Consider the following 24,449-nt stretch of genomic DNA (forward strand, 5'->3'; position numbering starts at 1 on the left):
CATCCCATGCCCCAGGACTCCGCCGGTCCCGTTGCCCCCGAGGGCGCGCCCCTCGCCCTGACCATGGGTGAGCCCGCCGGGATCGGTGGCGACATCGCGCTTGCGGCGTGGCGGGCCCGAGACGCGCTGGGCCTGCCGCCGTTCCTGATGCTGGACGACGCCGCCCGGCTGGAGGCCCTCGCCGACCGGCTCGGCCTGCGCGTGCCCGTGGCCCGGATCACCGATCCGGCCGAGGCGTCGGCCTGCTTCGCGCAGGCCTTGCCGGTGATGGACCGCCCCCTGCCCGCCCCGGTGCTCCCCGGGCGGCCGGATCCCGCCACCGGCGGCGCGGTGCGGGATCGCATCGCCGAGGCCGTGGCCCTGACCCGGGCCGGCCAGACCGGCGGCATCGTCACCAACCCCATCAACAAGGACGTGATGCAGGCGAGCGGGTTCCGGTTCCCGGGCCATACCGAGTATCTGGCCGACCTGGCGGGCGGCGCCACCGACGCCGTGATGATGCTGGCCTGCCCGGCCCTGCGCGTCGTGCCGGTGACCATCCACCTGCGGATCCGGGACATCCCGGCCGCCCTGACCACAGACGCCATCGTGCACGCCGGGCGGATCACCGCCCGGGCGCTGACGCGGGACTTCGGCGTTGCCCACCCCCGCCTTGCCGTGGCCGCGCTCAATCCGCACGCCGGAGAGCGGGGCCGCATGGGCGACGAGGAGTCCCGGATCATCCAGCCGGCCGTGGAGATCCTGCGTGCCGACGGCATCGCCGTGACCGATCCCCTGCCCGCCGACACCTTGTTCCATCCGGACGCCCGCGCCCGCAGCGACGCGGTGCTGTGCATGTATCACGATCAGGCGCTGATCCCGCTCAAGACCATCGACTTCTCGGGCGGCGTGAACGTGACGCTGGGGCTGCCGTTCATCCGCACCTCGCCGGATCACGGCACGGCGTTCGACCTGGCCGGCACGGGCGCGGCCAGCCCGGACAGCCTGATCGCGGCCCTGCGCATGGCGGCGGAGATGGCCGCGCACCGGCGGCGCGGCCCCCTGGAGGGGGATGCGGCCCCATGACGGACGCCGCCCCGCCGGACCTTCCGGACCTGCCGCCCCTGCGCGAGGTCATCGCCCGCCATGGGCTGGATGCCCGCAAGGCGCTCGGACAACATTTCCTGCTGGACCTGAACCTGACCCGACGGATCGCGCGGGCGGCCGGCGACCTGACCGCGGGCACGGTGATCGAAGTGGGCCCGGGGCCGGGCGGCCTGACCCGCGCGTTGCTGGAGCAGGGCGGCCGGGTCATCGCGATCGAGAAGGACGCCCGCTGCCTCGCTGCGCTGGAGGAATTGGGGGCGGCCTTTCCGGGCCGGCTGACGGTGATCGAGGCCGACGCCCTGACCCAGAACATGGCGGCGCTGGGCGAGCGGCCGCGCCGCGTCGTCTCCAACCTGCCGTACAACATCTCGACCGCGCTGCTGATCCAGTGGCTGCACGACCTCGACGCGCTCGACGGTCTGGTGCTGATGTTCCAGAAGGAAGTCGCGGATCGCCTGTGGGCGCGCCCCGGCCTGCGCGGCTACAGCCGGCTGTCGGTCATCACGCAGTGGCTGTGCGAGGTGAAGCCGCTGTTCGACGTCAATCCCCGGGCCTTCACCCCGCCGCCCAAGGTGAATTCGGCCGTGGTCCGGCTGACGCCCCGCCCGGCGCCCCTGATGGACCTGCCCATCGCCTCGGTGGAGCGCATCACGGCGGCCCTGTTCGGTCAGCGTCGCAAGATGGTGCGGGCGCCGCTGAAGGCGTTCGGCGATCCGGAGACGATCTGCGCGGCGTGCGGCATCGAGCCCACGCAGCGCGCGGAGCAGTTGCCCGTGGAGGCGATCCTTCGGGTTGCGGCCCACGTGAAGGCGAAGGGCGCAGGGCCGGACGCCGAAGGATAGCCGCCGTCAGGTCTGCAGGAAGCGGAGGCGGTCGGCCTCGAACACACCGCAGGTCAGGCGGCCGCTGTCATGCGCGCCGGTGTCCAGCGCGATGCGATTGGCCAGGATCAAAGGGCGCGGCGTGATGGTGTGCCCATGCACGACGATGGCCCCCAGATCGGCATCGCTGGTCAGGAACGGTCCCCGGATCCAGAGCATGTCCTCCGGGGCCTGGTGATCGAGCGCCACGCCGGGCCGGACGCCGGCATGCACGAACAGGAAGTCCCCCAGACGGTAGGACATCGTCAGGTTCCGCAGGAACACCATGTGACGCTCGGGCAGCGCGTCCAGAAGGGCATCGCGCAGTTCGTTCTCGTCCTGGCCGGTGGGGAACATGGTCCCGGGCGCTTGCACGCCGTAGCTGGCCAGGGTGGCCATGCCGCCGTTGAACAGCCAGCCGGCCGGATCGCCGACGCCATCCAGGAACGACACCAGGAAGTGTTCGTGGTTGCCCATCAGGAACTCGGTTTCCAGTCCCGCGGGCATGCCGTTGCTGAGGATATCCAGGACCCGCCGCGAGCGCGGTCCACGGTCGATGTAGTCCCCCAGGAAGACCGCCACGAACCGTTCGACCCCGGTGGCCCCGCGGGCCATGTCCAGGTCGATGGCGTCAAGCATGCGCTCCACCAGATCGGCCCGGCCGTGAATGTCGCCGACGGCGTACACCCGAACGCCGTCGGGAACCCGACCCGGGGACGGGATCCAGAAATCGACAGGCCAGGCTGTGTCCATCATGGTCACGGGGCTCACTCTCCCTCCAGAGACGATCACGACGCCGGCGCGGTGGTCCTTGGGACCTTGATGCGCTCACGCGAAACAGGCCGGCCCGCCGCAGCAGGCCACGCCCCGACCGCCGGTCAGGCGGCGGTTTTCCGCCTGACCGGGGCGCCGGACCTCCCCTGGCCGGTCGCCCCACGTTCATTGCCTCGTCGCCCCGCCCGGCGACGCCCACGGGCGCCAGCCCCGAACCGGACCGAGGAATCGGATGTGTCCATCTCAATTGGCGGTCGGTGTTCGACCTGTGCTACCGTACCGCCTCGGCGTAAAGACCCCGCCGGAAACATCTCTCATTTGATGCAGTGTAACATATGGGTTCGGGCAACACCTTGGTCCATGGGGACCAGAGTCTTCTGAACGGTCTGGACCGGGTGGAGCGGGCGCCGGAGGGCTGCCGCGCCGTGTTCCTGGCGCTGTCGCGGCTGCGCCCGGTGCACCGCGACCCCATCCGGCTGCGGCTGGCCGCCCACCTGTTCGAACCGCTGGTCACGGGCCAGGGCTGCCAGGTCTTCTTGTTGTCCGACGGCGACCTGGTGGTGCTTGGTCGCGATGTGCCGATGTCGATGCTGGAGGCCCACGCGGAGCGCGTGCGCGCCCTGTTCCGGGCCGATCCCGCCAGCCGCCTGGTGGATGACGTCGCGCCGACGGACGAGCGGCTGTTCATCGTGCATTATGACCTGGAGACCGGCGCAAGCCTGCTGCGCCGCCGGGTCGAGGCGAAGGTCGCGGCCTCGACCGCCTCCGAACGCGTGCTGACGCGCACCCAGCCGCCCCCGGCGGACACCGCGCCGACCCCGCGTCCCCTGCTCAATCTGACCCGCGCCCTGGAGACCCTGGACATTCGCCAGTTGGTGCGGCGACAGCCCATGGTCCACATCGACTCCGAGCGGCTGGGTCGGGTGTTCTGCGAGGAGTTCTATGTCTCGGTGGCGGAGGTGCGCCGCCAGTGCGCCCCCACCATGGACGTGAAGCGGAACCGCTGGCTGTTCCAGGAAGTCTGCCGCCAGCTCGACCCCCGCATCATCTCGAACATCCGGGGGCTGCCGCGCCTGACCGAGGGGGACATCGCCCTCGGCCTCAACCTGACCCTGGAGACGCTGGTGGGGCCGCAGCTTGATCCGCTGCTGAAGGGTGTCCCGCCGGGCACGCGCATCATCGCGGAAATCGGCGTCACCGACACCTTCACCAACCTGGACCTGGTGCCGGCGGCGGCGAAGCGGCTGCGCGCGGCCGGCCACGCCCTGGCGCTGGACGCGGTGGATCCGCGCGCCCTGGCCATGATCAACCCCGCCCGCCTGCCCATCGACCACCTGAAGCTGCTGTGGACCGATGACCTGATCGACCCCGCCGCCCGCTGGGACGGTCCCCACCCCGAGGTGGTGATCCGCTCGCTGGGACCGGAGCGGCTCGTCCTGTCGCGGGTCGATACCGAACGCGCCGTCATGTGGGGCCTGAAGCACGGCATCCGCATCTTTCAGGGGTTCTTCATCGACCAGGTGTTCGGCGCGACCACCATGGCCGCCTGCGCCAAGCGCGGCCTGTGCACCCTCACCCAATGCGTGGAGCGCCGGCGCGCCGCCTGTGGCGGCAGCCGCACCACCTGCCCCAACCCGAAGCAGCTAACCGCCGTGACTCACCTGCGCGCCCTGTCCGGCCCTGCCAGCGGAGGCCCCCGTCGTGTCTGAGAGCCCCGCCGTCCGCTCCGGCTATCTGCTGTCGAGCTACGTGCGAGAGATCGCCGATGTTCACTACGGGCTGCGCTGCCTTCGCCTCCGGCTGTCCGAACTGCGCCCGGACAATCGCGAGGACGATGTGCTGCGCGCGATGGATTCCGCCCTGCGGCCCATGATTCAGGCGGGCAAGGTGCGCGTCTTTCACCTGCCGGACAGCGACTATCTCCTGAGCTTTCATCGGGACCACATGGACGAGGTGCGCGCGCTGCTGATCCGGCTTCGCTTCCTGGTGCCCGACGACCCGCTGAACGAGTATTTCGCCGGCCCGGCGGAGGAGGACAATCCTCTGCTGCAGTGGTGGCGGCTGGAGGACGACTTCTCTCGGCTGCGCGCCCTCGCCGAGGACCTTGAGGCCGAGGTCAGCGCAGGCGGCCGCCCGTCCGGCGGCAGCGGCGCGGTCCGGGCCGCCGCGCGGGAGGCGGCGGCGGAAGACGAGAGGATCCGGGCCGAGCGCCTCGGGCTCGGGACCGAGGGCGAGGCCGGGGCATCGGGGTCGGACGACGCGGACACCGCCCTCGACCCGGAACGGGCGATGGCGGCGCTGCTGCCGCCCCTGGCCTCGGGGCCCGGGGCCGCCGCGCCGCTCCGGGCGACCGGCCCCGACGCCCGTTGGACACGGCAGGAGCGACCCGGGCAGAGCCAGGGGCGCCGCCTGAAACCGATCGACCTGGAAATCCTCGACCGGCTTCAGAACGGCATCGCCGGGGCGGACCTGTCCAACCACGTGCGGCGCCAGCCGGTCTGCGCCCTGGTGGGCAGCGCTCCGCCGCAGCCGGTGTTCAGCGAGGTGTTCGTCTCCATCCCGGCGTTGCAGGAGACGATTGCGCCCTCCATCGACATCACGGCCAACCGCTGGCTGTTCCTGCACTTCACCGAGATCCTGGATCACCGCGTGCTGTCCTGGCTGATGCAGGAGGGCGGGCGGCTCGCCCGCACCGGCATCGCCATCAACATCAACATTCCCACCATCCTGTCGGAGCACTTCCTGCGCTTCGAGCAGGTGCTGTCGGCGGGCATCCACGGCACCGTGATCCTGGAAGTGCGGGTCGAGGACGTGTTCGCGGACCTGGAAGCCTTCGCCTTCGCCCGCGACTTCGTGCACCAGCGCGGCTACCGGCTGTGCCTGGACTTCCTGTCGCCGGACCGCATCGCCATGCTGGACCGGGACCGCATGGGCATCGACCTGCTCAAGCTGTTCTGGACCCCCGGTCTGCCCCGTCAGTTGGAGACCCCCACCGGGCAGCGTGTGGCGGAGCGCCTGCGGCGCGGCGAGCACGGGCGAACCATCCTGGCCCGGTGCGACGACCCGGCCGCGATCGCCCTGGGCCGGTCCCTGGACATCACCCTGTTCCAGGGCCATCACGTGGATCGCCTGGTAAGCGACGCCGAGGCCCCGCCGGCCCAGGACCGCCGACGGTGAGCCCGGCCATCGAGGCCGTGGGCCTGACCAAGGTCTTCGAGGCCTCGGGCGGGTCAGCGGTCACCGCCGTGAACGACATCACCTTCGCCGTGCCGGCGGACTCCACGGTCGGGCTGCTGGGCGGCAACGGCGCCGGGAAGACCACCACGATTGCCATGATCGTCGGGTTGCTGCTGCCGTCGTCGGGCACGCTGCGGGTGCTGGGGCGCGACATGCTGCACGAGCGGCATCTGGCCCTGGCCCGCATGAACTTTTCGTCGCCCTATGTGGACCTGCCGCACCGGCTGACCGTGCGCGAGAACCTGACGGTCTATGGCCACCTGTACGGCATTCCCCGCCTGCCCGAGCGCATCGAAACGGTGGCCGAGGACCTCCACCTGACCGACCTGCTGCGCCGCCCGGCGGGCAAGCTGTCGGCGGGGCAGAAGACGCGGGTGTCGCTGGCCAAGGCGCTGTTGAACGATCCGGTGTTGCTGCTGCTGGACGAGCCCACGGCCTCGCTGGACCCGGACACGGGCGACTGGGTGCGCGACCACCTCAGCCGCTGGCGCCGGCGCACCGGGGCGACCATCTTCCTCGCCTCCCACAACATGGCCGAGGTGGAGCGGCTGTGCGACGACGTGTTCATCATGAAGGGCGGCCGGATCCAGGACGAGGGACCGCCGCGGGCGCTGATCGACCGCTACGGCCGGCGGACCCTGGAGGACGTGTTCCTCGAGATCGCGCGGCGCCCGGATCCGCTGGCCTGACGGGCCTGTGCGTCACGGCTGGCCGGTCAGAACCGGGCAGGCCTCCAGCACGCCGCGCGCGATGGCCTCGGCCAGCATGTCCTGATGGAACGGATCGCGCAGCCGGGTCTCCTCCTCCGGATGCACGATCACGCCCGCCTCGACCAGAACCGCCGGCATGGCCGCGGTCTTGAGCACGATCAGATCCGCGAAATCGTGGATGCCCAGGGCCTTGTCGAGCAGCGGCCGGTTCTCTCCCGGGATCGGTTCGGCATGGTGCAGGCTGGGCGCAAGGCCCCAGTCCGCCAGCGCCCGGCCGATGGCCCGGGCGGCGGCCAGGCTGGCGTCTGACGCCGGGTTCTTGCTGGAAACGAACAGCGAATGACCCTGCGCGTGGCGACTGAAGCGGGCCGGCCGCCCCTCCAGATCGCCGCGCTCCAGGTACTGCGGCTGCACCGAGTCATGATGGATCGACAGCAGCAGGTTCGCCCCCATGGCCCGCGCCAGCCGGGGGCGATCCCACAGGTCCGGGGCCCCGCCCGCCTCGGTCAGCACCAGCCGCGCGGCCACCCCGCGACTCACCAGATGGTCGCGCACGCGCGCGGCCAGCTCCTGATTGAAGGCGTGCTCGGACCGCCCGCGCGCGCTGGTGGCCCCAGGCGACGCCGGGCCGTGCCCGATGTCCACGGCCACGGTCAGGGCCGAGGGTGCGCACGCCGCCCCAACCGAGTCGGGCGCCAAGACCGCCGCAAGGAGCAGCATCACGGCCCCCGCGCGCCTGTGCCCCCTGTCTCGGCGGCGGAGGACCGCTCGAAAGGCGGAGAGCCAGCCCTGCGCGCCTTTTAGGCACACCATAACAATGCTGGAGGCAGCGTGCCCAATCCGGATGCATTTTACGGCCCGAGCAAGTCGAAACCCGTGCAATCGTCCTGGGATCACGGTCATGATTTGGAGTGACTTTCCCATTCAACTTGCCCCCATTTGAAAAACAACGTGAAACGCCGCAGCATATTTTCGGAATAACGATAGGCGGGTCAGGCGCTCTAGTTTGTGCATGTGCGAAATTTTTAATGTGCGGCAGGGTCGCAGTATTTGCGCCCGCGAAAGGCGCCTGTTGTTTTTTTGAGAGAGCATGCTAACGTCGCCCTCAATACAAAGATGGAGCCCGGTCGCATCGCGCCGCGACCGCGCAGGCCGCCCCTGCAGACGGCCGGCTCCCGGGAACAGGACGAGGATCGTATGGCGGACATCACCGACCCGTTCGTTCGGTTCATGGACGTTCAAAAAAGCTACGACGGCGAAACCCTCGTGGTGAAGAACCTCCAGCTCGACATCGCGAAGGGGGAGTTCCTGACCCTGCTCGGCCCCTCCGGGTCGGGCAAGACCACCTGCCTGATGATGCTCGCGGGCTTCGAAAGCCCGACCCACGGCGAAATCATCCTCGACGGCGTGCCGATCAGCAACGTGCCGCCGCACAAGCGCGGCATCGGCATGGTGTTCCAGAACTACGCCCTGTTCCCGCACATGAGCGTCGCCGAAAACGTCGGCTATCCCCTGAAGGTGCGCGGCATGGGCCGTGACGAGATGCACCGGCGCGTCAGACGGGTGCTCGACATGGTGGAGCTGGGCCACCTGGGCGGACGTCGGCCCGCGCAGCTCTCCGGCGGCCAGCAGCAGCGTGTTGCGCTGGCCCGCGCCCTGGTGTTCGAGCCGGCGCTGGTGCTGCTCGACGAGCCGCTGGGCGCCCTGGACAAGAATCTGCGCGAGCAGATGCAGTACGAGTTGAAACACATCCACGAAACCCTGGGCGTGACCATGGTCTACGTGACCCACGACCAGACCGAGGCCCTGACCATGTCGGACCGCATCGCCGTGTTCGACGACGGCATCATCCAGCAGCTTGCCGCGCCCTCGACGCTCTACGAGGAGCCGGGCAATTCCTTCGTCGCCCAGTTCATCGGCGAGAACAACCGGCTGCTCGGCACGGTGGAAGCCGTGGATGGCCAGGAATGCCGGGTGCGGGCCGACAGTGGCGACGTGATTCACGCGCTCGACGTCCGGACCACGGGCGTGGGTGGCCGGACCGAACTTTCGTTGCGGCCGGAACGCGTTTCGATCAACCCTGGAGCCGGGACGACCCCCAACATCCTCCCCGCCGAGGTGCTCGAAGTGATCTACGTGGGCGACCATATCCGCTCGCGCATGAAGGTGTGCGGCCACGACGACTTCATCGTCAAGGTGCCCAACTGGGCCGGGCACGTGCATCTGCGTCAGGGTGAACAGGTCGAGATCGGGTGGTTCGCCTCGGACTGCCGGGCGCTGGACGCCTGACCGGGCCCCGGCCTCCCCTGCCTGTGCCACCCCATACCAAGCAAAGAACAGGGAGTCTGTCATCCATGATCGAATTGAAGAAGCATCTGCGCGGCACACTCGCCGCGACCTGCGCCCTGGCCATCGCCGCGGCGGCCGGTAACGCGCAGGCCGAGGACCTGAACGTCGTCTCCTGGGGCGGCGCCTACACCAAGAGCCAGGTGGAGGCCTACCACAACCCCTGGATGGCGGAGACCGGCCACAACATCAACTCCATCGACTACGACGGCAACGTGGCCCCGGTGAAGGCCCAGGTGGAATCCGGCAACGTCACCTGGGACGTGGTGGACGTGGAACTGTCAGACGCCGTGCGCCTGTGCGACGAGGGCCTTCTGGAGCTGGTCGACCTCGACGACCTGCCGCCGGCCGCCGACGGCACCCCGGCCCAGGAGGACTTCATCGAGGGCACCCTGCACGCCTGCGCCGTGGCCTCGATCATCTGGACCAACATCTACGCCTACGACGAGACCCAGTTCCCGGACAATCCACCGACCACCATCGCCGACCTGTTCGACGTCGAGAACTTCCCCGGGAAGCGCGGCCTGCGCAAGACCGCCAAGGCGAACCTGGAAATGGCGCTGATGGCCGACGGCGTACCCCCGGCTGAGGTCTATGACGTGCTTTCGACGCCCGAGGGCGTGGACCGCGCCTTCGCCGTGCTGGACCGCATCAAGGACGACGTGGTGTGGTGGGAGACCGGCGCGCAGCCGCCGCAGATGCTCGCCGATGGCGAGGTGTCCATGGCCACGGCCTACAACGGCCGCATCTTCAACGCCATCGCGGTCGAAGAGAAGCCGTTCAAGATCGTCTGGCACGGCCAGGTCTGGGACCTGGACCTGTTCGTGATCCCCAAGGACGCCCCGAACAAGGAACTGGCCTGGGAGTTCATCAAGTTCGCCACCCGGACCGAGCAGCTCGCCGCCCAGGCCGAGTGGATCTCCTACGGCCCGGCCCGCCAGTCCTCCGTGCCGCTGATCGGCAAGCACGCCGAGGCCGGCATCGAAATGGGCCCGCACATGCCGACGGCGCCGGAGAACTTCCAGTACGCGCTGCAGAACGACTTCCTGTTCTGGGCCGACCACGCGGATGAGCTGAACGAGCGCTTCAACGCCTGGCTGGCGCAGTAAGCGTCCCGTCCGCACATCCGGCCGACCCCGGGGCGCGCGCGCCCATCGCCGCCCCGGGACGGTTCGGTTCGTCCGCCGATCCCCCTTGCTTCGCCCGATCCCGACCCCGAGGGACATCGCCATGGCCACCGCCGAGTCCGCCGCCCCGCCCGATGACGGCATTCTCCGCACCAACGACGGCGTCCCGCTGAAGACCACCCTGCGCCGGGTCAACCGGCGTCAGAAGATGGTCGCGCTTGGCCTTGTCCTGCCACTGTTTTTGTTCATCCTGGTCACGTTCCTGGCGCCCATCGGCATGATGCTGTTCCGGGCCGTGGACAACCCCGTGATCCAGGAGCAGATCCCCCGCACCGTCGCCCTGCTGAACGAGACCTGGGACGGCGAGAGCGTCCCCGACGATGCCGTGTTCGACGTGCTCGCCGAGGAGATGATCCAGCAGTACAAGGTCCGGGAGATCGCCAAGGTCGGCACCCGCCTGAACTACGAGCAGGGCGGCCTGCGCAGCCTCATCACCAAGACCGCGCGCAACATCGCCCACCGCGCCGAGCCGCCCTGGAAGGACGCCTTCATCGCCATCGATGAGCGATGGGGCCAGCCCGAGACCTGGGGCATCATCCAGAACGCCGCCCCGCGCTACACGCTGTCGTTCTTTCTGGCGGCGCTGGACCTGCGCTACGACTGGCAGGGCAACATTGTCGAACAGCCCGAATACGAACAGATCTACGTGAAGATGTTCGTCCGCACCATGTGGATCAGCGGCCTGGTCACGGTGCTGTGCGTGGCGCTCGGCTTCCCGGTGGCCTACCTGCTCGCCACCCTGCCCATGCGGCAGTCCAACATCCTCATGATCCTGGTGCTGCTGCCCTTCTGGACCTCGCTGCTGGTGCGCACGACGTCATGGATCGTGTTGCTGCAGACCGAGGGTGTGCTCAACGACATCATGGTCTGGATCGGCATCCTCTCGGATGAGGGCCGCGTCCAGATGATCTACAACCAGCTCGGCACCATCATCGCCATGACGCACATTCTGCTGCCGTTCATGGTGCTGCCGATCTATTCGGTGATGAAGACCATCTCGCCCAGCCACATGCGGGCCGCGCGCTCGCTGGGAGCCACGCCGCCGCGCGCCTTCTGGGACGTGTATGTGCCGCAGACCCTGCCGGGGATCGGCGCCGGCTCGATCCTCGTGTTCATCCTGTCGGTGGGCTACTACATCACCCCGGCCCTGGTCGGCGGCCGCACCGGGCAGCTGATTTCCAACTTCATCGCCTATCACATGCAGAAGTCGCTCAACTGGGGGCTGGCCGCCGCCCTGGGGGCCTTGCTGCTGCTGGGCGTGCTGGTGCTGTACTGGCTGTACAACCGCCTGATCGGCGTGGACAAGATGAAGTTCGGATAGGACAGGACGGGAGGAGACACCACCATGAGCGCCCTGCCCCCCTATGCCGGCCCGCTGGAACGGTTCTGGTACTACGCCTTCCGCGTGCTGTGCGGCCTGATCCTGTTCTTCCTCATCATGCCGATCCTTGTGATCGTGCCGTTGTCGTTCAACGCCGAACCCTATTTCACCTTCACCAAGGGCATGCTCGCCTTCGACAGCGAAGCCTATTCCCTGCGCTGGTACCGGGACATCATCGAGAACGAACAGTGGCTGCACTCGATGAAGAACAGCTTCATCGTCGGCATCTGCGCGACCATCCTGGCCACCGCCCTGGGCACCCTGGCCGCCCTGGGCCTGAGCCGCGCGCACATGCCGGCGCGCAACCTGTTCATGGGCATCCTGATCTCGCCCATGATCGTGCCGCTCATCATCACGGCGGCCGGCATGTACTTCTTCTATTCCGACGTCGGGTTGGCCCAGACGCTGCCCGGCATCATCCTGGCCCACACCGCGCTGGGCACGCCTTTCGTGGTCATCACCGTGACCGCCACCCTGTCGGGGTTCGACACCAACCTGATCCGCGCCTCCAGCAGTCTGGGGGCCACGCCGACCTACACCTTCTTCAACATCACCATGCCGCTCATCATGCCGGGGATGGTGTCGGGCGCGCTGTTCGCCTTCATCACCAGCTTCGACGAGGTGGTGGTGGTGCTCTTCCTGGCCGGGTTCGAGGAACGCACCATCCCGCGCCAGATGTGGGCCGGCATCCGCGAGCAGATCAGTCCCACCATCCTGGCCGTGGCCACGCTGCTGATCTGCGTGTCCGTGCTGCTGCTGGTGACGCTGGAACTGCTGCGGCGCCGCGGCGAGCGACTGCGGGGCCTGAGCCCGGGGTGAGGCATTGGCGTTGATCGAGGCCACCGGGGACGGACCGACCTTGCACACCGCCGGCGATCCGGCCGCCATCGGCCGGGCGCTGGGGGTGGCGGGAGTAAACGCCTTTCACCGTCGCATTAAGCCCTCGCGCGCGTTCACGGCCTGTGCGGCCTTCGTCGGCTCGGACCGGCTGGCCGCGCTGGAGGCCGCCGCGCGCACCCACACGCCCGCCGCCCTGGCCGAGGTCGCGGGACTGGCCGAGGGCCTCGCCCTGCCCTTCCCCGAGGTGTTCGCCTGGATGTGCCGGGGCGACCTGCCGGGCGTGCTCTGGCCCGCCCCACCCGACGCGGGTGCCGAGGGCTGCACGACCGTCGCGTGGCGGGACGGGGCCGGCGGCGGCCTGCTGGCCCACAACGAGGACGGCGACCCCACGCTTCGCGACGCTGTCTTCCTGGCCCGGATCGAGCCCGACGGCGCGCCCGCCTTCACCGCGTTCTGCTACCCGGGCTCGCTGCCCGGCCACGCCTTCACCTGGACCGACGCCGGGCTGGTCATGACCATCAACAACATCCGCGCCGGCCGTCCGGGCCTGGGGGTGCCCCGCATCCTGCGCGCCCGCGCCGCGCTCGCGGCCCACACCCTGGCCGAGGCGCGGTCCCTCCTGGAAAACGGCCCGATCGCCGGCGCCTATCATCACCTTCTGGCCCGCCCGGGCGAGGGCCTGCTGGGCGTGGAGACCGCCGCCGAGGGCTGTGCGTGCGATCCGGGCCCGGCGGCCTTCGCCCACGCCAACCACGCGCTGTGGAGCCGTCCCGTGGATCAGGTGGTCACGCCCTCGTCCGCCGCCCGTCAGACGCGCGCCGAGACCCTCCTCAGGACCTGGCCCGCGCGCCCGACCTCGGACCACCTGCGCGGTGTGCTCGACGACCGGGCGGACCCCGCCCTGCCCATCCGGCGCACCGATCCGGCCGACCCGGACGGCGAAAACATCCTGGGGCGGCTGGTCGCCACCGTGACGGCCGCGGACCTGCAGATTGACGCAGGTCTTGTCCAGAGCCCGTAACTCCGCGATGGTTGGAGATCGGCTGCGCAGCGGGAAAGGAACGCCGCCATGTCCTCCAACGGGCCGGATACCAGCGGACACAAGGGCACGCTGATCGTCACGGGAGGCAGCCGCGGCATCGGCGCGGCCGTGGCCAGACGGGCGGCGCGCGACGGCTGGGCCGTCGCGGTGGCCTATAGCCAGGACTCCCAAGGGGCCGAGGCGGTGGCCCGCGACATCGCCGCCGCCGGCGGCCACGCCCAGGCGGTCCACTGCGAGGTCACGGTCGAGGCCGACATTCCCGCCCTGTTCACCTTCGCCGCCGACCGGCTCGGCCCCATCACGGGGCTGGTCAACAACGCCGGCATCACGGGGCCCGTGTCCCGGGTGGCGGACCTAAAGACCGCCGACCTTGAACGCCTCGTGGCGGTGAACGTGACCGGCGCGATCCTGTGCGCGCGCGAGGCCGTGCGCCGCCTGTCCACGGCGCGGGGCGGTGCGGGCGGCGCGATCGTCAATATCTCCTCGGCGGCGGCGCGGCTGGGCGGGCCGGGCGAACTGGTGGCCTATGCCGCCACCAAGGGCGCCATCGACTCCCTGACCGTGGGGCTGGCCCGGGAGGTCGCCGACGAGGGCATCCGCGTCAACGGCGTTGCACCCGGGCTGATCGAGACCGGCATCCACGCGGCGGCGGGCGCGCCGGACCGGCTGGCCCGGCTGGGACCCGCCGTCCCCATCGGCCGGGCCGGATCGGCCGAGGAAGTGGCGGAGGCCGTCGTCTGGCTGCTGTCGCCGGCGGCGTCCTACGTCACAGGCACCACCATCGACGTCACCGGGGGCCGGTAACCCGGCCGAAAGCCCAGATTGCCAATCCATGACCCGATCGCGTATCGTGATACGGCATCGGGGGAATACCTCCTGCCCTCGGGACTCGGTCAGGACGACGCGGAATGGGATGCTGGGTGAAATTCTGGGGGGTCCGCGGCAGCGTCCCGTGCCCATCTCCCGACCATGTCGTCTATGGCGGCAACACCAGTTGCGTCGAGGTCGTCCTGGACGGGCGACACATCATCCTGGATGCGGGCACCGGGCTGCGGCTGCTCGGCAAGTCCTGGCTGGCGCGGGGCATCACCCAGGGCACCCTGCTGATGACCCACACGCACTGGGATCACATCATCGGCTTCCCGTTCTTCGCCCCCGCCTATCGCGCCGATTTCTCGCTGGACATCATGGCCGGCCACGTCTCCCACAACGGGGGCATCCGCCGTCTGTTCTCCACCAGCATGGCGGACCCCATGTTCCCCGTGCCGCTGGATTCCATGAACAGCCGCATGACCTTCCGGGACTTCCAGCCCTGGGATACCTTCGTGCTCGAAGATGCGGTGCATGTCGCCACGGCGCCGCTCAACCACCCGAACGGCGCCACCGGCTATCGGCTGGAATACGCCGGGCTGGCCATCTGCTACATCACCGACACGGAACACGTGCCCAACCAGCCGGACCGCAATGTGCTGCACCTGATCGAGGGCGCGGACCTCGTGATCTACGACAGTACGTACACGGACGAGGAGTTCGGGGCCAAGATCGGCTGGGGCCATTCCACCTGGCAGGAGGGCATCCGCCTGTGCCGGATGGCCGGGGCCAAGCGGCTGGCGGTGTTCCACCACGAACCGGAGCATGACGACGCCTTCATGGGGCGTCTGGAAGACGAGGTCCGGCAGCGCTGGACCCACGCGTTGGTGGCGCGCGACGGCATGGAACTGACGTTGCGCCCCTGAAGGATCTGTCGCCGGCTCCACCAGGGAGAACCCTGACCATGGCGTGCATCCTGCTGCAAGTCCTTGAGACTTATCTGCTCCCAGCCCTGTTCGCGATCGTCCTCATGGGTATCGCCACGAAGGCGCTCCGCCGCAGCCGGCCTCGGGCGCGGAACCCCTCCGCCCATCTCGCCTGGGCCGACAATCCGAACTGGGAGGACGAGACCCAGCGCCGCGCCTGGGCGCGCGGATCCTGGCGCGACCCGGACGACGATGATGACGACGGCGATGGGGATGGGGATGGCGGCGGCGATGGCGGCGGCGATGGCGGCGGCGGCGATTGATCCCTGGCCTGCCGCAGGATCAGCCACCAGGCGTGGGAACGTGGCCGATGGTCACCCGGAACAGCGCCTCGGCCTCGGCCCGGCCGAGCACCGACCTATTGGGGCCGGACGTCCCCACCCGGTCGGGAATGCCCTGATCCAGCACCGCCTTGATCCAGTCGTCCAGGACGGGCACGCGAGGCTCTCTGCCCAGTTCCGACGTGAGCGCCTTGGCGGCCTGCAGATCGGCAATGGCCGAGCGCACGGACTCCGGGACGTCAAGGTCAGCCAGCAGGGACGCCAGGGCCATGGGCGGTGGCACGGCGGTCTCCGCGATCCACAGCAGGCAGAGACAGGGCCGGATCGCATAGAAATATTTTTTCGGGCGAACCTCGGTGCGATCCCCGAGATACGCACGCCAGTTCGTCCAGGCCATGCTGGCGTAGGCCCGCGCCAGCGTGCTGCGGTCGCCGCACTGGTCGAACAGCGCGCGGGCGGCAGGTCGAAACGCCCCGTCGTCCCGATAGACAATCGGCGAGCGCAGCCACTCCGATAGAGCCGGGTTGGATTTCAGCAGCAGCCGCAACGCCTTGCGAACGTCCCACCCGGCCAGATCAATCAAATCCGGGTCAAGGGGCCGCTCGATCACATCGCGACCCGGATCGAGCGACAGGTACCACTCCACCGGGTGCGCATAGACGAACCGGACATCGTAGTCGCTGTCCAGCGAGGGGAAACCCCAGGCACGGCTTCCCGACTCCACGGCATAGAGGATGCGCACCCCTTCCTCGGCCTCAATGTCCGTCAGGCGCGCAAGAATGCGATCATGGTGGTCGTCCAACTCGGTCACGATCAATTCATCCTGACGGACCGCCCACGGCTTGCGATTCCGGGCCGGGCCGCTAGACTTCTCGTTCCACCGGCGCAACGCCGCCGGTTTGCGGGCGTGCGCCACTCATGAGGGGGACAGCGGCATGGTCAAAAGCTTCATCAGTTTCGATTCGTTCATCACGCCGACGGTCATCAAGTTCATCTATTACGTGCTGCTTGTTGTCGTCGCCGTGTCAGGCGTGGTCCAGATCGTCGTGGCCCTGAGCATGCTCGGAAGCAGCTTCATCCAGGCGCTCGGCATGCTGATCGCGGCCGTAGTCGGCACGTTCCTGGGCATCGTGTTCGTGCGCGTGGGTGTCGAAGGCGTGATCGCCTTCTTCCAGATCCACGACGCCCTGGTGCACGGCAAGACCAAGTCCGGCGGCCAACGACTTTGAAGCCATTGTGCCCGGATCCTGACCCATCAGGATCCGGGCTTTTGGCGGCGGCGCCGCGCCGGATGCGCCCGGATCGCCGGTCGCTCAGGTCACCGTCAGGTTCGCGGCGCTTTCCTTCAGTTCGGCCCCAAAGCAGCGCTGATAGTACTCGGCGATCAGCGCCCGTTCGGTCTCGTCGCACTTGTTCAGGAACGTGACCCGGAAGGCGAACGCCAGATCGCCGAAGATGGTGGCGTTCTCGGCCCAGGTCAGGACCGTGCGCGGGCTCATGACGGTGGAAATGTCGCCATTGATGAAGCCGTTGCGGGTCAGATCCGCGACCGCGACCATCTGGCTCAGGGTCTTGCGGCCCTCCGGCGTGTCGTACTGCGGCTGTTTGGCCGCCGAGATCTCCACCTCGGCGTCGTGCTCCAGATAGTTCAGGGTCGCGACGATGTTCCAGCGGTCCATCTGGCCCTGGTTGATCTGCTGGGTGCCGTGATAAAGGCCCGTGGTGTCGCCCAGGCCCACGGTGTTCGCGGTCGCGAACAGGCGGAACGACGGGTGCGGGCGGATCACCTTGTTCTGGTCGAGCAGGGTGAGGCGGCCCTCCACCTCCAGCACGCGCTGGATCACGAACATCACGTCCGGCCGGCCGGCGTCGTACTCGTCGAACACCAGCGCGCAGGCATGCTGCAGCGCCCAGGGCAGGATGCCTTCGCGGAACTCGGTCACCTGCAGGCCGTCGCGCAGCACGATGGCGTCCTTGCCCACCAGATCGATGCGGCTGACGTGGCTGTCCAGGTTCACGCGGATGCACGGCCAGTTCAGGCGCGCGGCCACCTGCTCGATGTGGGTGGACTTGCCCGTGCCGTGGTAGCCCTGGATCATGACGCGCCGGTTATGCGCGAAGCCGGCGATGATCGTCAGGGTCGTGTCCCGGTCGAAGCGGTAGTTCGGATCCACGTCCGGCACATGCTCCGTGCGGCGGGAAAAGGCCGGCACGGTCATGTCCGAGTCGATGCCGAAGGCCTCGCGGACCGAGACCGTCGTGTCGGGCTTGTCCAGGAGGGGTTCGGCCTGGATGTCCATAGAATGTCCTCGTGTCACGGAATCGAAAGTGGGCGGAGAGTAATCCATGAGCCGCCGGGGAGGAAACCGGAAAGCGGCCTACGCCGACACCAGCGGCAGCAGCACCCGATAGGCCTCGCTGATGCGCTTGAAGCGCTCCTCGGCCTCCTTGGCGCCGTTGTTGGCGTCGGGGTGATAGCGCTTCACCAGCACGCGGTAACGGGCGCGCAGGTCCTCGCGGGAGACCGGCCAGGTCAGTTCCAGTTCGCCCAGCGCCCGGGTCTCCTTGCTGTCGCGGGCGAAGGGGCTCGCGGCCTCGTGCTCGCGGCGGCGTTCGGCCTCGCGGGCGGCCGCGAAGATGCCGAGCGGATCGCGCAGGTATTCCGGCGAGAACCGGCGCGGATCCTGCCCGACGCCGTGTCCCGTTCCGCCCATGCGCCAGGTCGGGCGGTCCCAGATGGTCGAGGTCCGCAACTGGGCCTCGATCTCCGCTTCGCTCATGCCGGCGTAGTAGTTCCACGCCTTGTTGTAGGCCCGCACGTGCTCCAGGCAGAACCGGAAGTAGCTGCTCAACGTGCGATCCTTGGGGGCGCGATGTTCGCCCGGCTCGCCACAGCCGGGCACGTCGCACACCGGGTCCTGCGGCGGCCCGGCCCCTGGTCCCGACCGATCGAGGAACTCCTCAAGATCGGGGACCGGATCCAGCCGTCGACGCCGTGCGGCAGTGGCGCCCTGGGCACCCGATTTCCGTCCATATGCGGCCATGGTCCGTCTACTATGGGGCTCGCCCGGGCCGCTGACAAGCCGGGCCGCCGCGCCGACCTCGCCCGGCGCCCGTCCCTCGCAGGACCCCGCGCTTGATCCCGCCCGATCCGCCCGCCATATGCCCGGAAGAGCACACGCCGCGCACCGTGCGCAGGGCAGACGGACGGAGAGGACATGACCACGCAGGGCCCCTATCAGACACGGATCCGAGCCAAGCTTACCGAGGGGCTCGCCCCCGTGTCGCTGCACATCGAGGACGACTCCCGCAAGCACGCCCACCACGGCCCGCGCATGGCCGCGCTGGCGACCCAGGGCGGGGACCACGGCCACGCGCCGATCGACGACCAGGGCGAGACCCACTTCCGCGTGGACATCGTCTCGGCCGCCTTTGAGGGCAAGTCCCGCGTGGACCGCCACCGCATGGTCAATGCGCTGCTGGCGGATGAGTTGCGCGAGCGCGTGCACGCCCTGGCCATCAAGGCGCGCACCCCGGCGGAAGCCGACAAGCCGGGGGCGTAACCCGCCACTTCCCCCGGGGCGGCGCATTGGATAGCGTGGCGGGCTTCGCCGTTGACCCGCCCGCGCCCGCTTCGGAGGACCCATGCGCCGCACCACCCGTTTCCGCCGTCTGGTCGAGGCCGACCGCATCCTCGTCATGCCCGGGGTCTACGATCCCTTGAGCGCACGCCTCGCGGCAGAGGCGGGGTTCGACGCCATCACCTGCGGCGGCTATGCGGCGACGGCCACCCACCTGGGCCAGCCGGACACGTCGCAGCTCACCATGAGCGAGTTCGCGGACCATTACGCCCGGCTGTGCGATTCCGTGGAGATTCCCGTCTTCGGCGACATGGACACGGGCTTCGGCAACGCCACCAATGCCGCCCGCGCCATGCGGGCCTACGAGCGCGCGGGCCTCGCCGGCGTGTTCATCGAGGATCAGGTGTTCCCCAAGCGCTGCGGCCACATGGCGGGCAAGGACGTGGTGCCGGCAGCCGAGTTCCTGCCCAAGCTGAAGGCCGTTCTCGATGCCCGCCAGGACTCCGATTTCGTGGTGATGGCCCGGACCGATGCGCTGGCGGTCGAGGGGCTGGATGCGGCCATCGAGCGCGCCAACCTGTACCGCGAGGCCGGCGCGGACCTGCTGTTCGTGGAGGCCCCCCGCACCATCGCGGACATGCGCCGCATCTGCGCCGAGGTCAACGGACCCTGCATGGCCAACACCCTGGAAACCGGCCTGACGCCGCTGCTGCCGGCGGACGAGCTGGAGGCGATCGGCTATGCGCTCGTCGCGCATCCGGTCGGCGCGCTGTACGCCGTCGTGGACACCCTGCGGGGCCTGTTCGCCGAGTTGCGCGAGACCGGCACGACGGAAGGATGGCTGGACCGCATGACGGACTTCGAGGGCTTCGCCGACCTGGTCGGCCTGCCCGCGCTGCGGGCGCGCGAGCAGGCCGTGCTGGATTTCTCCGAGGATCTCCTTCGGCGTCACGGTCAAGACGCGCCGGATTAAGACGTCCGCTTGCGGCCATCGATCATCGCGCGCCCTGCCGGACGGGGGTTTCACCCCCGTCCGGATCGGGACCAGCCGGAGTCGCCGAAGGACTCACCCGTCAGAAGCCCCGGCGGTTGCGAAGGCACCCCGGACCAGGGAAAAAGCGGTCCGGGCGGGAGTCCAACTCCCGCCCGGCTTGAGGTCGGTTCAAGACGCGCCGGATTAAGACGCCCGCTTGCGGCCGTCGATCATCGCGCGCACCAGGTTCTCGTTGTGGGCCATGCTGCTGACCAGCACACCCAGGATGTGCAGGACCATCAGGCCGAGGGTGATGTTGGCGAAGAGTTCGTGGATCTCCTCCCACTGCTCGCCGGCGCCCTCGCCGGCGCCCTCGCCCCCTTCGCCGTGCTCGCCGTATTCATGCTCGTCATCATCGGCCAGCGCCGGCGAGACCACCTGCATTTCAACAGCCGCCTGCGGGCCGATGAACGACGCCAGCGGCCCCCGGCCCTCTTCGGCGATCATCGCCATGCCGGTGAAGGCCGTGATCCCGATCGAGGTCAGCAGGGCGAGCGCCATCAGACCGGCGGCCGGGTTGTGGCCCAGGTATCGTTTGCCGGCACCGCTGACGGTTCCCTTCAGGTACTCCAGGGCCGCGCCGGGGCCGCGCACGAAATCGCTGAAGCGGGCGTGCTTGGTGCCGACGACACCCCAGACGATGCGCAGCACCACGACGGCGGCCACGGCATAGCCGGACCAGTTGTGCAGCCACTCCGGCTCGCCTTCGGTCAGGTAGCAGATCAGGAATCCGGCCACCAGAACCCAGTGTCCGATGCGGACGACCGGGTCCCAGACCCTGACGGTGCGGCCGTTGGGGGTGGGGTCGGAGTCGGACGTGGTTGGGTCGGCGGAGGCTGTGGACATGGTGTTGTGTTCTCCTGCGAAACAAGTGTGTGGGACCCGCCCGGGGTCATGGGCGGGGGGCGCCGTGTCCCCGCTTCTTCATCAGCACCTTGCCGTTCATGGGATCGACGAAGGCCTCGATGTGCTCGCCCTTGGCGTCATAGGCCCGGATCTCGTAGACTCCGGCGTCCGTCCGGATCTCCAGCACGTCGTATCCCTGGCTGGTCAGAAGATTGGCGGCCTGCCCCACGCTCAGCCACTCGGAACGCGGGGCGTCGGTGCCGATCAGGGCGGGTTCGGCGGCCAGGGCGGACGCGGTGATCGCGCCCGACAGGGCCATGACGGCCGTCAGGCCGACAAGCGTGTTGCGCATGGGTGCGTCTCCTTCCGCGATGCATGATCCAGTCGGCGCGACGCGCCCTTTTTCTGGGGGACGGGTTCGGGACATGGCCGCGTCACGATCGGCACCCTGCCACACCGCCCCTGACAGGGACCTGATAGCGCCCGTCAGCGTCCTGTCAGCGGCGATCGGCGAGGATGCCGCCATGCGCTACACACCCCTCACCGCCCGGCGGACCCTGCGCCGCCCGATCCGTCCCGGCCGGCTGACGCTGCCCGGCGCCGTGGTCCTGCTGGCCTGCCTGGCCCACACGCCCGCCCTGGCCGACGCCGGCACCGGGTATAGGTCCGGCGACACCGGCTATGACGACGGCTACATCCATCGCGACCACGACGATGATGATGACGACCACGATGACGACGACGGATATCGGCGCGGCGACGACCGCCGTGGCGATGCCCGTCCGAACCGTCACGGCGACGGACACGATCACGACCTCGCCCGCCGGCTGCTGGAAGCCGGAGAGATCCGCTCGCTGGTGGAGATCATGGCCATCGTCTCGCCCCACCTGGGCGGCCGCATGATCGACACCGAGTTCGAGCGCGAGGACGGGCGGTACGTGTACGAAATCAAGGTGGTCACGCCAAACGGCCGCCTGCGCGAGGTCTATGTGGACGCCGCCTCCGGCGCCATCGTGAAGGTCGAGGACGACTGATGCGCGTTCTGGTCGTCGAGGACGATGCCCGCATTGCACAGGACACGGCCCGCGCCCTGGAGTCCGCCGGCTACCGGGTCGAAACTTGCGGCGACGGCGAGGAGGCGTGGTTCCTGGGCGACACCGAGGACTATGACCTGATCGTCCTGGACCTGGGTCTGCCGGGCATGGACGGGCTCAGCGTGCTCAAACGCTGGCGGACCGGCGGCCGCGAGACGCCCGTTCTGGTTCTGACCGCGCGCGGCAACTGGACCGAGCGCGTGGAGGGGATCGACGCCGGCGCGGACGACTACCTGCCGAAACCCTTCCAGATGGAAGAACTGCTGGCCCGCGCCCGCGCCCTCATCCGGCGGGCCTCGGGCCACGGCTCGACGGTGCTGCGCGCCGGCCGTCTGTCCGTGGACACGCGTACCCTGTCGGTGGCGGTGGATGGGGCGCCGGTGTCCGTCTCGCCGCTGGAATATCGGTTGCTGGCCTATCTGGTCCACCAGCGCGCGCGCGTGGTGCCGCCGCCCGAACTGCTGGATCACCTGTACGGCGACGACGACTCCCGCGAAATCAACGCCCTGGAAGCGGTCGTCGCGCGCCTGCGCCGCAAGCTGGGTCCCGGGATCATCGAGACCCGGCGCGGGTTCGGCTACACGCTGGCGGGCGGAGACGACCCGTCGTGAGGCAACTCGGCGTCTTTGGGTGGCGCCGCTCGCTGCGCCTGCGCCTGCTGGCGGTGGGGGCGCTGTCCATCCTGATCGCCCTCGCCCTCGCCTGGGCCGGCATGACGCTGGTGTTCGAGCGCCACGTGGAGCGCCGGGCCGTCGCCGAACTCTCGGTGCATCTGGACCAGATCATCGCCAGCCTGGACCGCGATCCCGAGACCGGCCGTGTCAATCTCAGCCAGACGCCGGCCGACCCGCGTTTCGGCCGCCCTCTGTCCGGGCTGTACTGGCAGGTGGAAAGCGACCATCGCACCAATGCGGACCCCTGGGTGCTGCGCTCGCGCTCGCTTTGGGATGCCCGGCTGCCGGTGCTCCAGGACGATCTGGCGGACGGCCAGGTGCACGAGCATGTCATCACGGGGCCGCTCGGGGCCTCGCTGCTGACGCTGGAACGCATGGTGCAGTTGCCGGAGCGCCTGGGCGGGACCCGGGTGCGCACGGTGGTGGCGCTGGACCGCGCCGACCTGCGCGCGGCGACCGCCCATTTCGCGCGCGATCTGCTGCCCTATCTGGGGGTGCTCGCCCTAATGCTGATCGGCGCGAGCGCGATCCAGATCACCGTGGGCCTGCGGCCGCTCGCCGCCATCCGGGCCCGAATCAACGCCATCCGGTCGGGAACGGCCAGCCGCCTGGGCTCCGATTTCCCGAGCGAGGTGATGCCGCTGGCGACCGAGGTTGACGCGCTGCTGACCGCCCGCGAGGGAGACGTTGTGCGCGCCCGCGCCCGCGCCGCCGATCTGGCGCACGGCCTGAAGACCCCGCTGCAGGTGCTCGCCGGCGACGTGGACCGCCTGCGAAACCAGGGCGAAACCGCCGTGGCGGACGAGATCCAGCAGGTCGCGACCAGCATGCGCCGGCACGTCGAACGCGAACTGGCCCGCGCCCGCCTCGCCGCCGGCGTGGTGGACAGCCGGTGCCGGCCGGCGGAGGTGGTGCGCCGAGTGGTCAACGTTGTGCGGCGGGCGCCCGACGGCGCTCGTCTGCAGTGGGACAGCGCCGTGCCGGACGATCTGACGGCGCGCATGGACGCGGACGACCTGACCGAGGTTCTGGGCAACCTGATCGACAATGCGGCCCGCCATGCCGCCGGACACATCCGGATCGAGGGCGCGGCGGCCGACAGCGGCGTGGTGCTGCGGGTGCTGGACGACGGACCCGGCATTCCGGCCGACATGCGGTCTACGGTGCTCGATCGCGGGGTGCGCCTGGACATGGCGTCGGCGGGCAGTGGTCTGGGCCTGGCCATCGCGCAGGACATCCTGGCCGCCTGGGGTGGGACCCTGACGCTGGAGGCGGCGCCGTCTGGCGGCCTCGCCGCCGTGGTCACGCTGCCTGTTCGGCAGGCCGCTCATGAACAGGCGATGCGAAGGCGCGGCGGAACGCCTTGACGCGCCATATTCTGGCGATAATTGACAGGGACCGTTGACTCTTCCCCTGTCCTCATCATCCACGAGACACCCATGACCCGACGACGCCCCGCCGCCCTTCTGCTGCTGGTCCTGACCTGCGCCGCCGCCCTGTCCGCCTGCAGCACTATCGAAGGCATGGGCAAGGACATCGAGAAAGGCGGCGAGGTCATCTCCGACACGGCGCGGGACGTGCGCGAGAAGCTGTGATTGCGGGATGGCCCCGGCCGGTCAGGCGCCCGCGCAACGGGGCTCAGGTCAACATGACGGCACGGTCCGCTCGGCCGGAGCAGGCC

General features: G+C 69.4%; 27 protein-coding genes. 20 read left to right on the forward strand and 7 right to left on the reverse strand.

What is annotated here, in order from left to right; genetic code table 11:
- Positions 1–6: 6 nt before the first annotated feature.
- Positions 7–1,065: a 4-hydroxythreonine-4-phosphate dehydrogenase PdxA gene (gene pdxA / locus GHC57_RS01525; RefSeq protein ID WP_153340440.1), complete on the forward strand. Its 1,059-nt coding sequence runs from the start codon at positions 7–9 to the stop codon at positions 1,063–1,065.
- The gene (gene rsmA, locus GHC57_RS01530; RefSeq protein ID WP_153340442.1) at positions 1,062–1,928 is read left to right on the forward strand and encodes a 16S rRNA (adenine(1518)-N(6)/adenine(1519)-N(6))-dimethyltransferase RsmA; all 867 of its coding nucleotides are present in this window, start codon (positions 1,062–1,064) and stop codon (positions 1,926–1,928) included. Before pdxA ends, rsmA begins: the two co-directional genes overlap by 4 nt.
- A gap of 6 nt (positions 1,929–1,934) precedes the next feature.
- Here the strand turns inward: rsmA and GHC57_RS01535 are convergent, their stop codons facing one another.
- Positions 1,935–2,702, reverse strand: coding sequence for a metallophosphoesterase (locus GHC57_RS01535; RefSeq protein WP_211369099.1), 768 nt, complete (start codon positions 2,700–2,702; stop codon positions 1,935–1,937).
- A 353-nt stretch (positions 2,703–3,055) separates the two neighbouring features.
- Between GHC57_RS01535 and GHC57_RS01540 the strand changes: the two genes are divergently transcribed.
- From GHC57_RS01540 to GHC57_RS01550, 3 genes are read left to right on the forward strand one after another with little or no spacing between them, the layout of a single operon-like run.
- The gene (locus tag GHC57_RS01540) at positions 3,056–4,429 is read left to right on the forward strand and encodes an EAL domain-containing protein (RefSeq protein WP_153340444.1); all 1,374 of its coding nucleotides are present in this window, start codon (positions 3,056–3,058) and stop codon (positions 4,427–4,429) included.
- Positions 4,422–5,897 (forward strand): EAL domain-containing protein, encoded by a 1,476-nt coding sequence (locus GHC57_RS01545; RefSeq protein WP_153340446.1) that lies wholly within the window; start codon positions 4,422–4,424, stop codon positions 5,895–5,897. Before GHC57_RS01540 ends, GHC57_RS01545 begins: the two co-directional genes overlap by 8 nt.
- On the forward strand, positions 5,894–6,646 hold the full coding sequence (locus GHC57_RS01550) for an ATP-binding cassette domain-containing protein (protein WP_170294614.1): 753 nt from the start codon (positions 5,894–5,896) through the stop codon (positions 6,644–6,646). The genes GHC57_RS01545 and GHC57_RS01550 overlap by 4 nt, the downstream gene beginning before the upstream one ends.
- Before the next feature lie 12 nt (positions 6,647–6,658).
- Here GHC57_RS01550 and GHC57_RS01555 read toward each other — a convergent pair whose 3' ends face one another.
- Positions 6,659–7,387, reverse strand: a complete 729-nt coding sequence (locus tag GHC57_RS01555; RefSeq protein ID WP_170294615.1) for an N-acetylmuramoyl-L-alanine amidase family protein — start codon at positions 7,385–7,387, stop codon at positions 6,659–6,661.
- Positions 7,388–7,864: 477 nt separating this feature from the next.
- Between GHC57_RS01555 and GHC57_RS01560 the strand changes: the two genes are divergently transcribed.
- The 8 genes from GHC57_RS01560 (at position 7,865) to GHC57_RS19445 (ending at position 15,522) form a co-directional block, all read left to right on the forward strand.
- Positions 7,865–8,956, forward strand: coding sequence for an ABC transporter ATP-binding protein (locus tag GHC57_RS01560; RefSeq protein WP_153340450.1), 1,092 nt, complete (start codon positions 7,865–7,867; stop codon positions 8,954–8,956).
- Between the two features lie 65 nt (positions 8,957–9,021).
- Positions 9,022–10,122: a polyamine ABC transporter substrate-binding protein gene (locus GHC57_RS01565; protein ID WP_153340452.1), complete on the forward strand. Its 1,101-nt coding sequence runs from the start codon at positions 9,022–9,024 to the stop codon at positions 10,120–10,122.
- A gap of 121 nt (positions 10,123–10,243) precedes the next feature.
- Entirely contained in the window at positions 10,244–11,521 is a 1,278-nt protein-coding gene (locus GHC57_RS01570; protein WP_153340454.1) for an ABC transporter permease, read from the forward strand.
- Positions 11,522–11,545: 24 nt separating this feature from the next.
- Positions 11,546–12,400, forward strand: coding sequence for an ABC transporter permease (locus GHC57_RS01575; RefSeq protein ID WP_153340457.1), 855 nt, complete (start codon positions 11,546–11,548; stop codon positions 12,398–12,400).
- 40 nt (positions 12,401–12,440) lie between these two features.
- Positions 12,441–13,442 (forward strand): C45 family autoproteolytic acyltransferase/hydrolase, encoded by a 1,002-nt coding sequence (locus tag GHC57_RS01580; RefSeq protein ID WP_153340459.1) that lies wholly within the window; start codon positions 12,441–12,443, stop codon positions 13,440–13,442.
- A gap of 48 nt (positions 13,443–13,490) precedes the next feature.
- The gene (locus GHC57_RS01585) at positions 13,491–14,267 is read left to right on the forward strand and encodes an SDR family oxidoreductase (RefSeq protein ID WP_153340461.1); all 777 of its coding nucleotides are present in this window, start codon (positions 13,491–13,493) and stop codon (positions 14,265–14,267) included.
- A 104-nt stretch (positions 14,268–14,371) separates the two neighbouring features.
- Positions 14,372–15,199 carry an MBL fold metallo-hydrolase gene (locus tag GHC57_RS01590; protein WP_153340463.1) on the forward strand — a complete coding sequence of 276 codons (828 nt, stop codon included), beginning with the start codon at positions 14,372–14,374 and terminating at the stop codon, positions 15,197–15,199.
- Positions 15,200–15,237: 38 nt separating this feature from the next.
- Positions 15,238–15,522, forward strand: a complete 285-nt coding sequence (locus tag GHC57_RS19445; protein WP_211369097.1) for a hypothetical protein — start codon at positions 15,238–15,240, stop codon at positions 15,520–15,522.
- A gap of 19 nt (positions 15,523–15,541) precedes the next feature.
- Here the strand turns inward: GHC57_RS19445 and GHC57_RS01600 are convergent, their stop codons facing one another.
- Positions 15,542–16,351 carry a DNA polymerase beta superfamily protein gene (locus tag GHC57_RS01600; RefSeq protein WP_170294616.1) on the reverse strand — a complete coding sequence of 270 codons (810 nt, stop codon included), beginning with the start codon at positions 16,349–16,351 and terminating at the stop codon, positions 15,542–15,544.
- Positions 16,352–16,475: 124 nt separating this feature from the next.
- Between GHC57_RS01600 and GHC57_RS01605 the strand changes: the two genes are divergently transcribed.
- Positions 16,476–16,769, forward strand: coding sequence for a DUF4282 domain-containing protein (locus tag GHC57_RS01605; protein WP_153340467.1), 294 nt, complete (start codon positions 16,476–16,478; stop codon positions 16,767–16,769).
- An 84-nt stretch (positions 16,770–16,853) separates the two neighbouring features.
- On the opposite strand, the gene cobS is transcribed toward GHC57_RS01605, so the two are convergent.
- The gene (gene cobS / locus GHC57_RS01610) at positions 16,854–17,840 is read right to left on the reverse strand and encodes a cobaltochelatase subunit CobS (protein WP_153340469.1); all 987 of its coding nucleotides are present in this window, start codon (positions 17,838–17,840) and stop codon (positions 16,854–16,856) included.
- A 78-nt stretch (positions 17,841–17,918) separates the two neighbouring features.
- On the reverse strand, positions 17,919–18,392 hold the full coding sequence (locus GHC57_RS01615; protein ID WP_246152061.1) for a J domain-containing protein: 474 nt from the start codon (positions 18,390–18,392) through the stop codon (positions 17,919–17,921).
- 366 nt (positions 18,393–18,758) lie between these two features.
- On the opposite strand from GHC57_RS01615, the gene GHC57_RS01620 reads away from it, so the two are divergent.
- Positions 18,759–19,103, forward strand: coding sequence for a BolA family protein (locus GHC57_RS01620; RefSeq protein ID WP_153340474.1), 345 nt, complete (start codon positions 18,759–18,761; stop codon positions 19,101–19,103).
- Positions 19,104–19,185: 82 nt separating this feature from the next.
- Positions 19,186–20,094 carry an isocitrate lyase/PEP mutase family protein gene (locus GHC57_RS01625; RefSeq protein ID WP_153340476.1) on the forward strand — a complete coding sequence of 303 codons (909 nt, stop codon included), beginning with the start codon at positions 19,186–19,188 and terminating at the stop codon, positions 20,092–20,094.
- A 204-nt stretch (positions 20,095–20,298) separates the two neighbouring features.
- On the opposite strand, the gene GHC57_RS01630 is transcribed toward GHC57_RS01625, so the two are convergent.
- Both GHC57_RS01630 and GHC57_RS19260 read right to left on the reverse strand, forming a co-directional pair.
- A complete protein-coding gene (locus tag GHC57_RS01630; RefSeq protein ID WP_153340478.1) occupies positions 20,299–21,000 on the reverse strand; it encodes a cytochrome b/b6 domain-containing protein in 702 nt (233 codons plus the stop codon).
- Between the two features lie 46 nt (positions 21,001–21,046).
- Positions 21,047–21,352, reverse strand: coding sequence for a PepSY domain-containing protein (locus tag GHC57_RS19260; protein WP_170294617.1), 306 nt, complete (start codon positions 21,350–21,352; stop codon positions 21,047–21,049).
- 172 nt (positions 21,353–21,524) lie between these two features.
- Between GHC57_RS19260 and GHC57_RS01640 the strand changes: the two genes are divergently transcribed.
- From GHC57_RS01640 to GHC57_RS01655, 4 genes are all read left to right on the forward strand, one after another.
- Positions 21,525–22,034 (forward strand): PepSY domain-containing protein, encoded by a 510-nt coding sequence (locus GHC57_RS01640; protein WP_153340482.1) that lies wholly within the window; start codon positions 21,525–21,527, stop codon positions 22,032–22,034.
- A complete protein-coding gene (locus GHC57_RS01645; protein ID WP_153340484.1) occupies positions 22,034–22,705 on the forward strand; it encodes a response regulator transcription factor in 672 nt (223 codons plus the stop codon). The genes GHC57_RS01640 and GHC57_RS01645 overlap by 1 nt, the downstream gene beginning before the upstream one ends.
- Positions 22,702–24,135: a sensor histidine kinase gene (locus tag GHC57_RS20375; protein WP_211369098.1), complete on the forward strand. Its 1,434-nt coding sequence runs from the start codon at positions 22,702–22,704 to the stop codon at positions 24,133–24,135. The genes GHC57_RS01645 and GHC57_RS20375 overlap by 4 nt, the downstream gene beginning before the upstream one ends.
- A 72-nt stretch (positions 24,136–24,207) precedes the next feature.
- Positions 24,208–24,363 (forward strand): entericidin A/B family lipoprotein, encoded by a 156-nt coding sequence (locus tag GHC57_RS01655; RefSeq protein ID WP_153340486.1) that lies wholly within the window; start codon positions 24,208–24,210, stop codon positions 24,361–24,363.
- Positions 24,364–24,449: the final 86 nt, after the last annotated feature.

Origin of the sequence: Roseospira navarrensis (assembly GCF_009601025.1) — a bacterium.
Taxonomy (GTDB): Bacteria; Pseudomonadota; Alphaproteobacteria; order Rhodospirillales; family Rhodospirillaceae; genus Rhodospira; species Rhodospira navarrensis.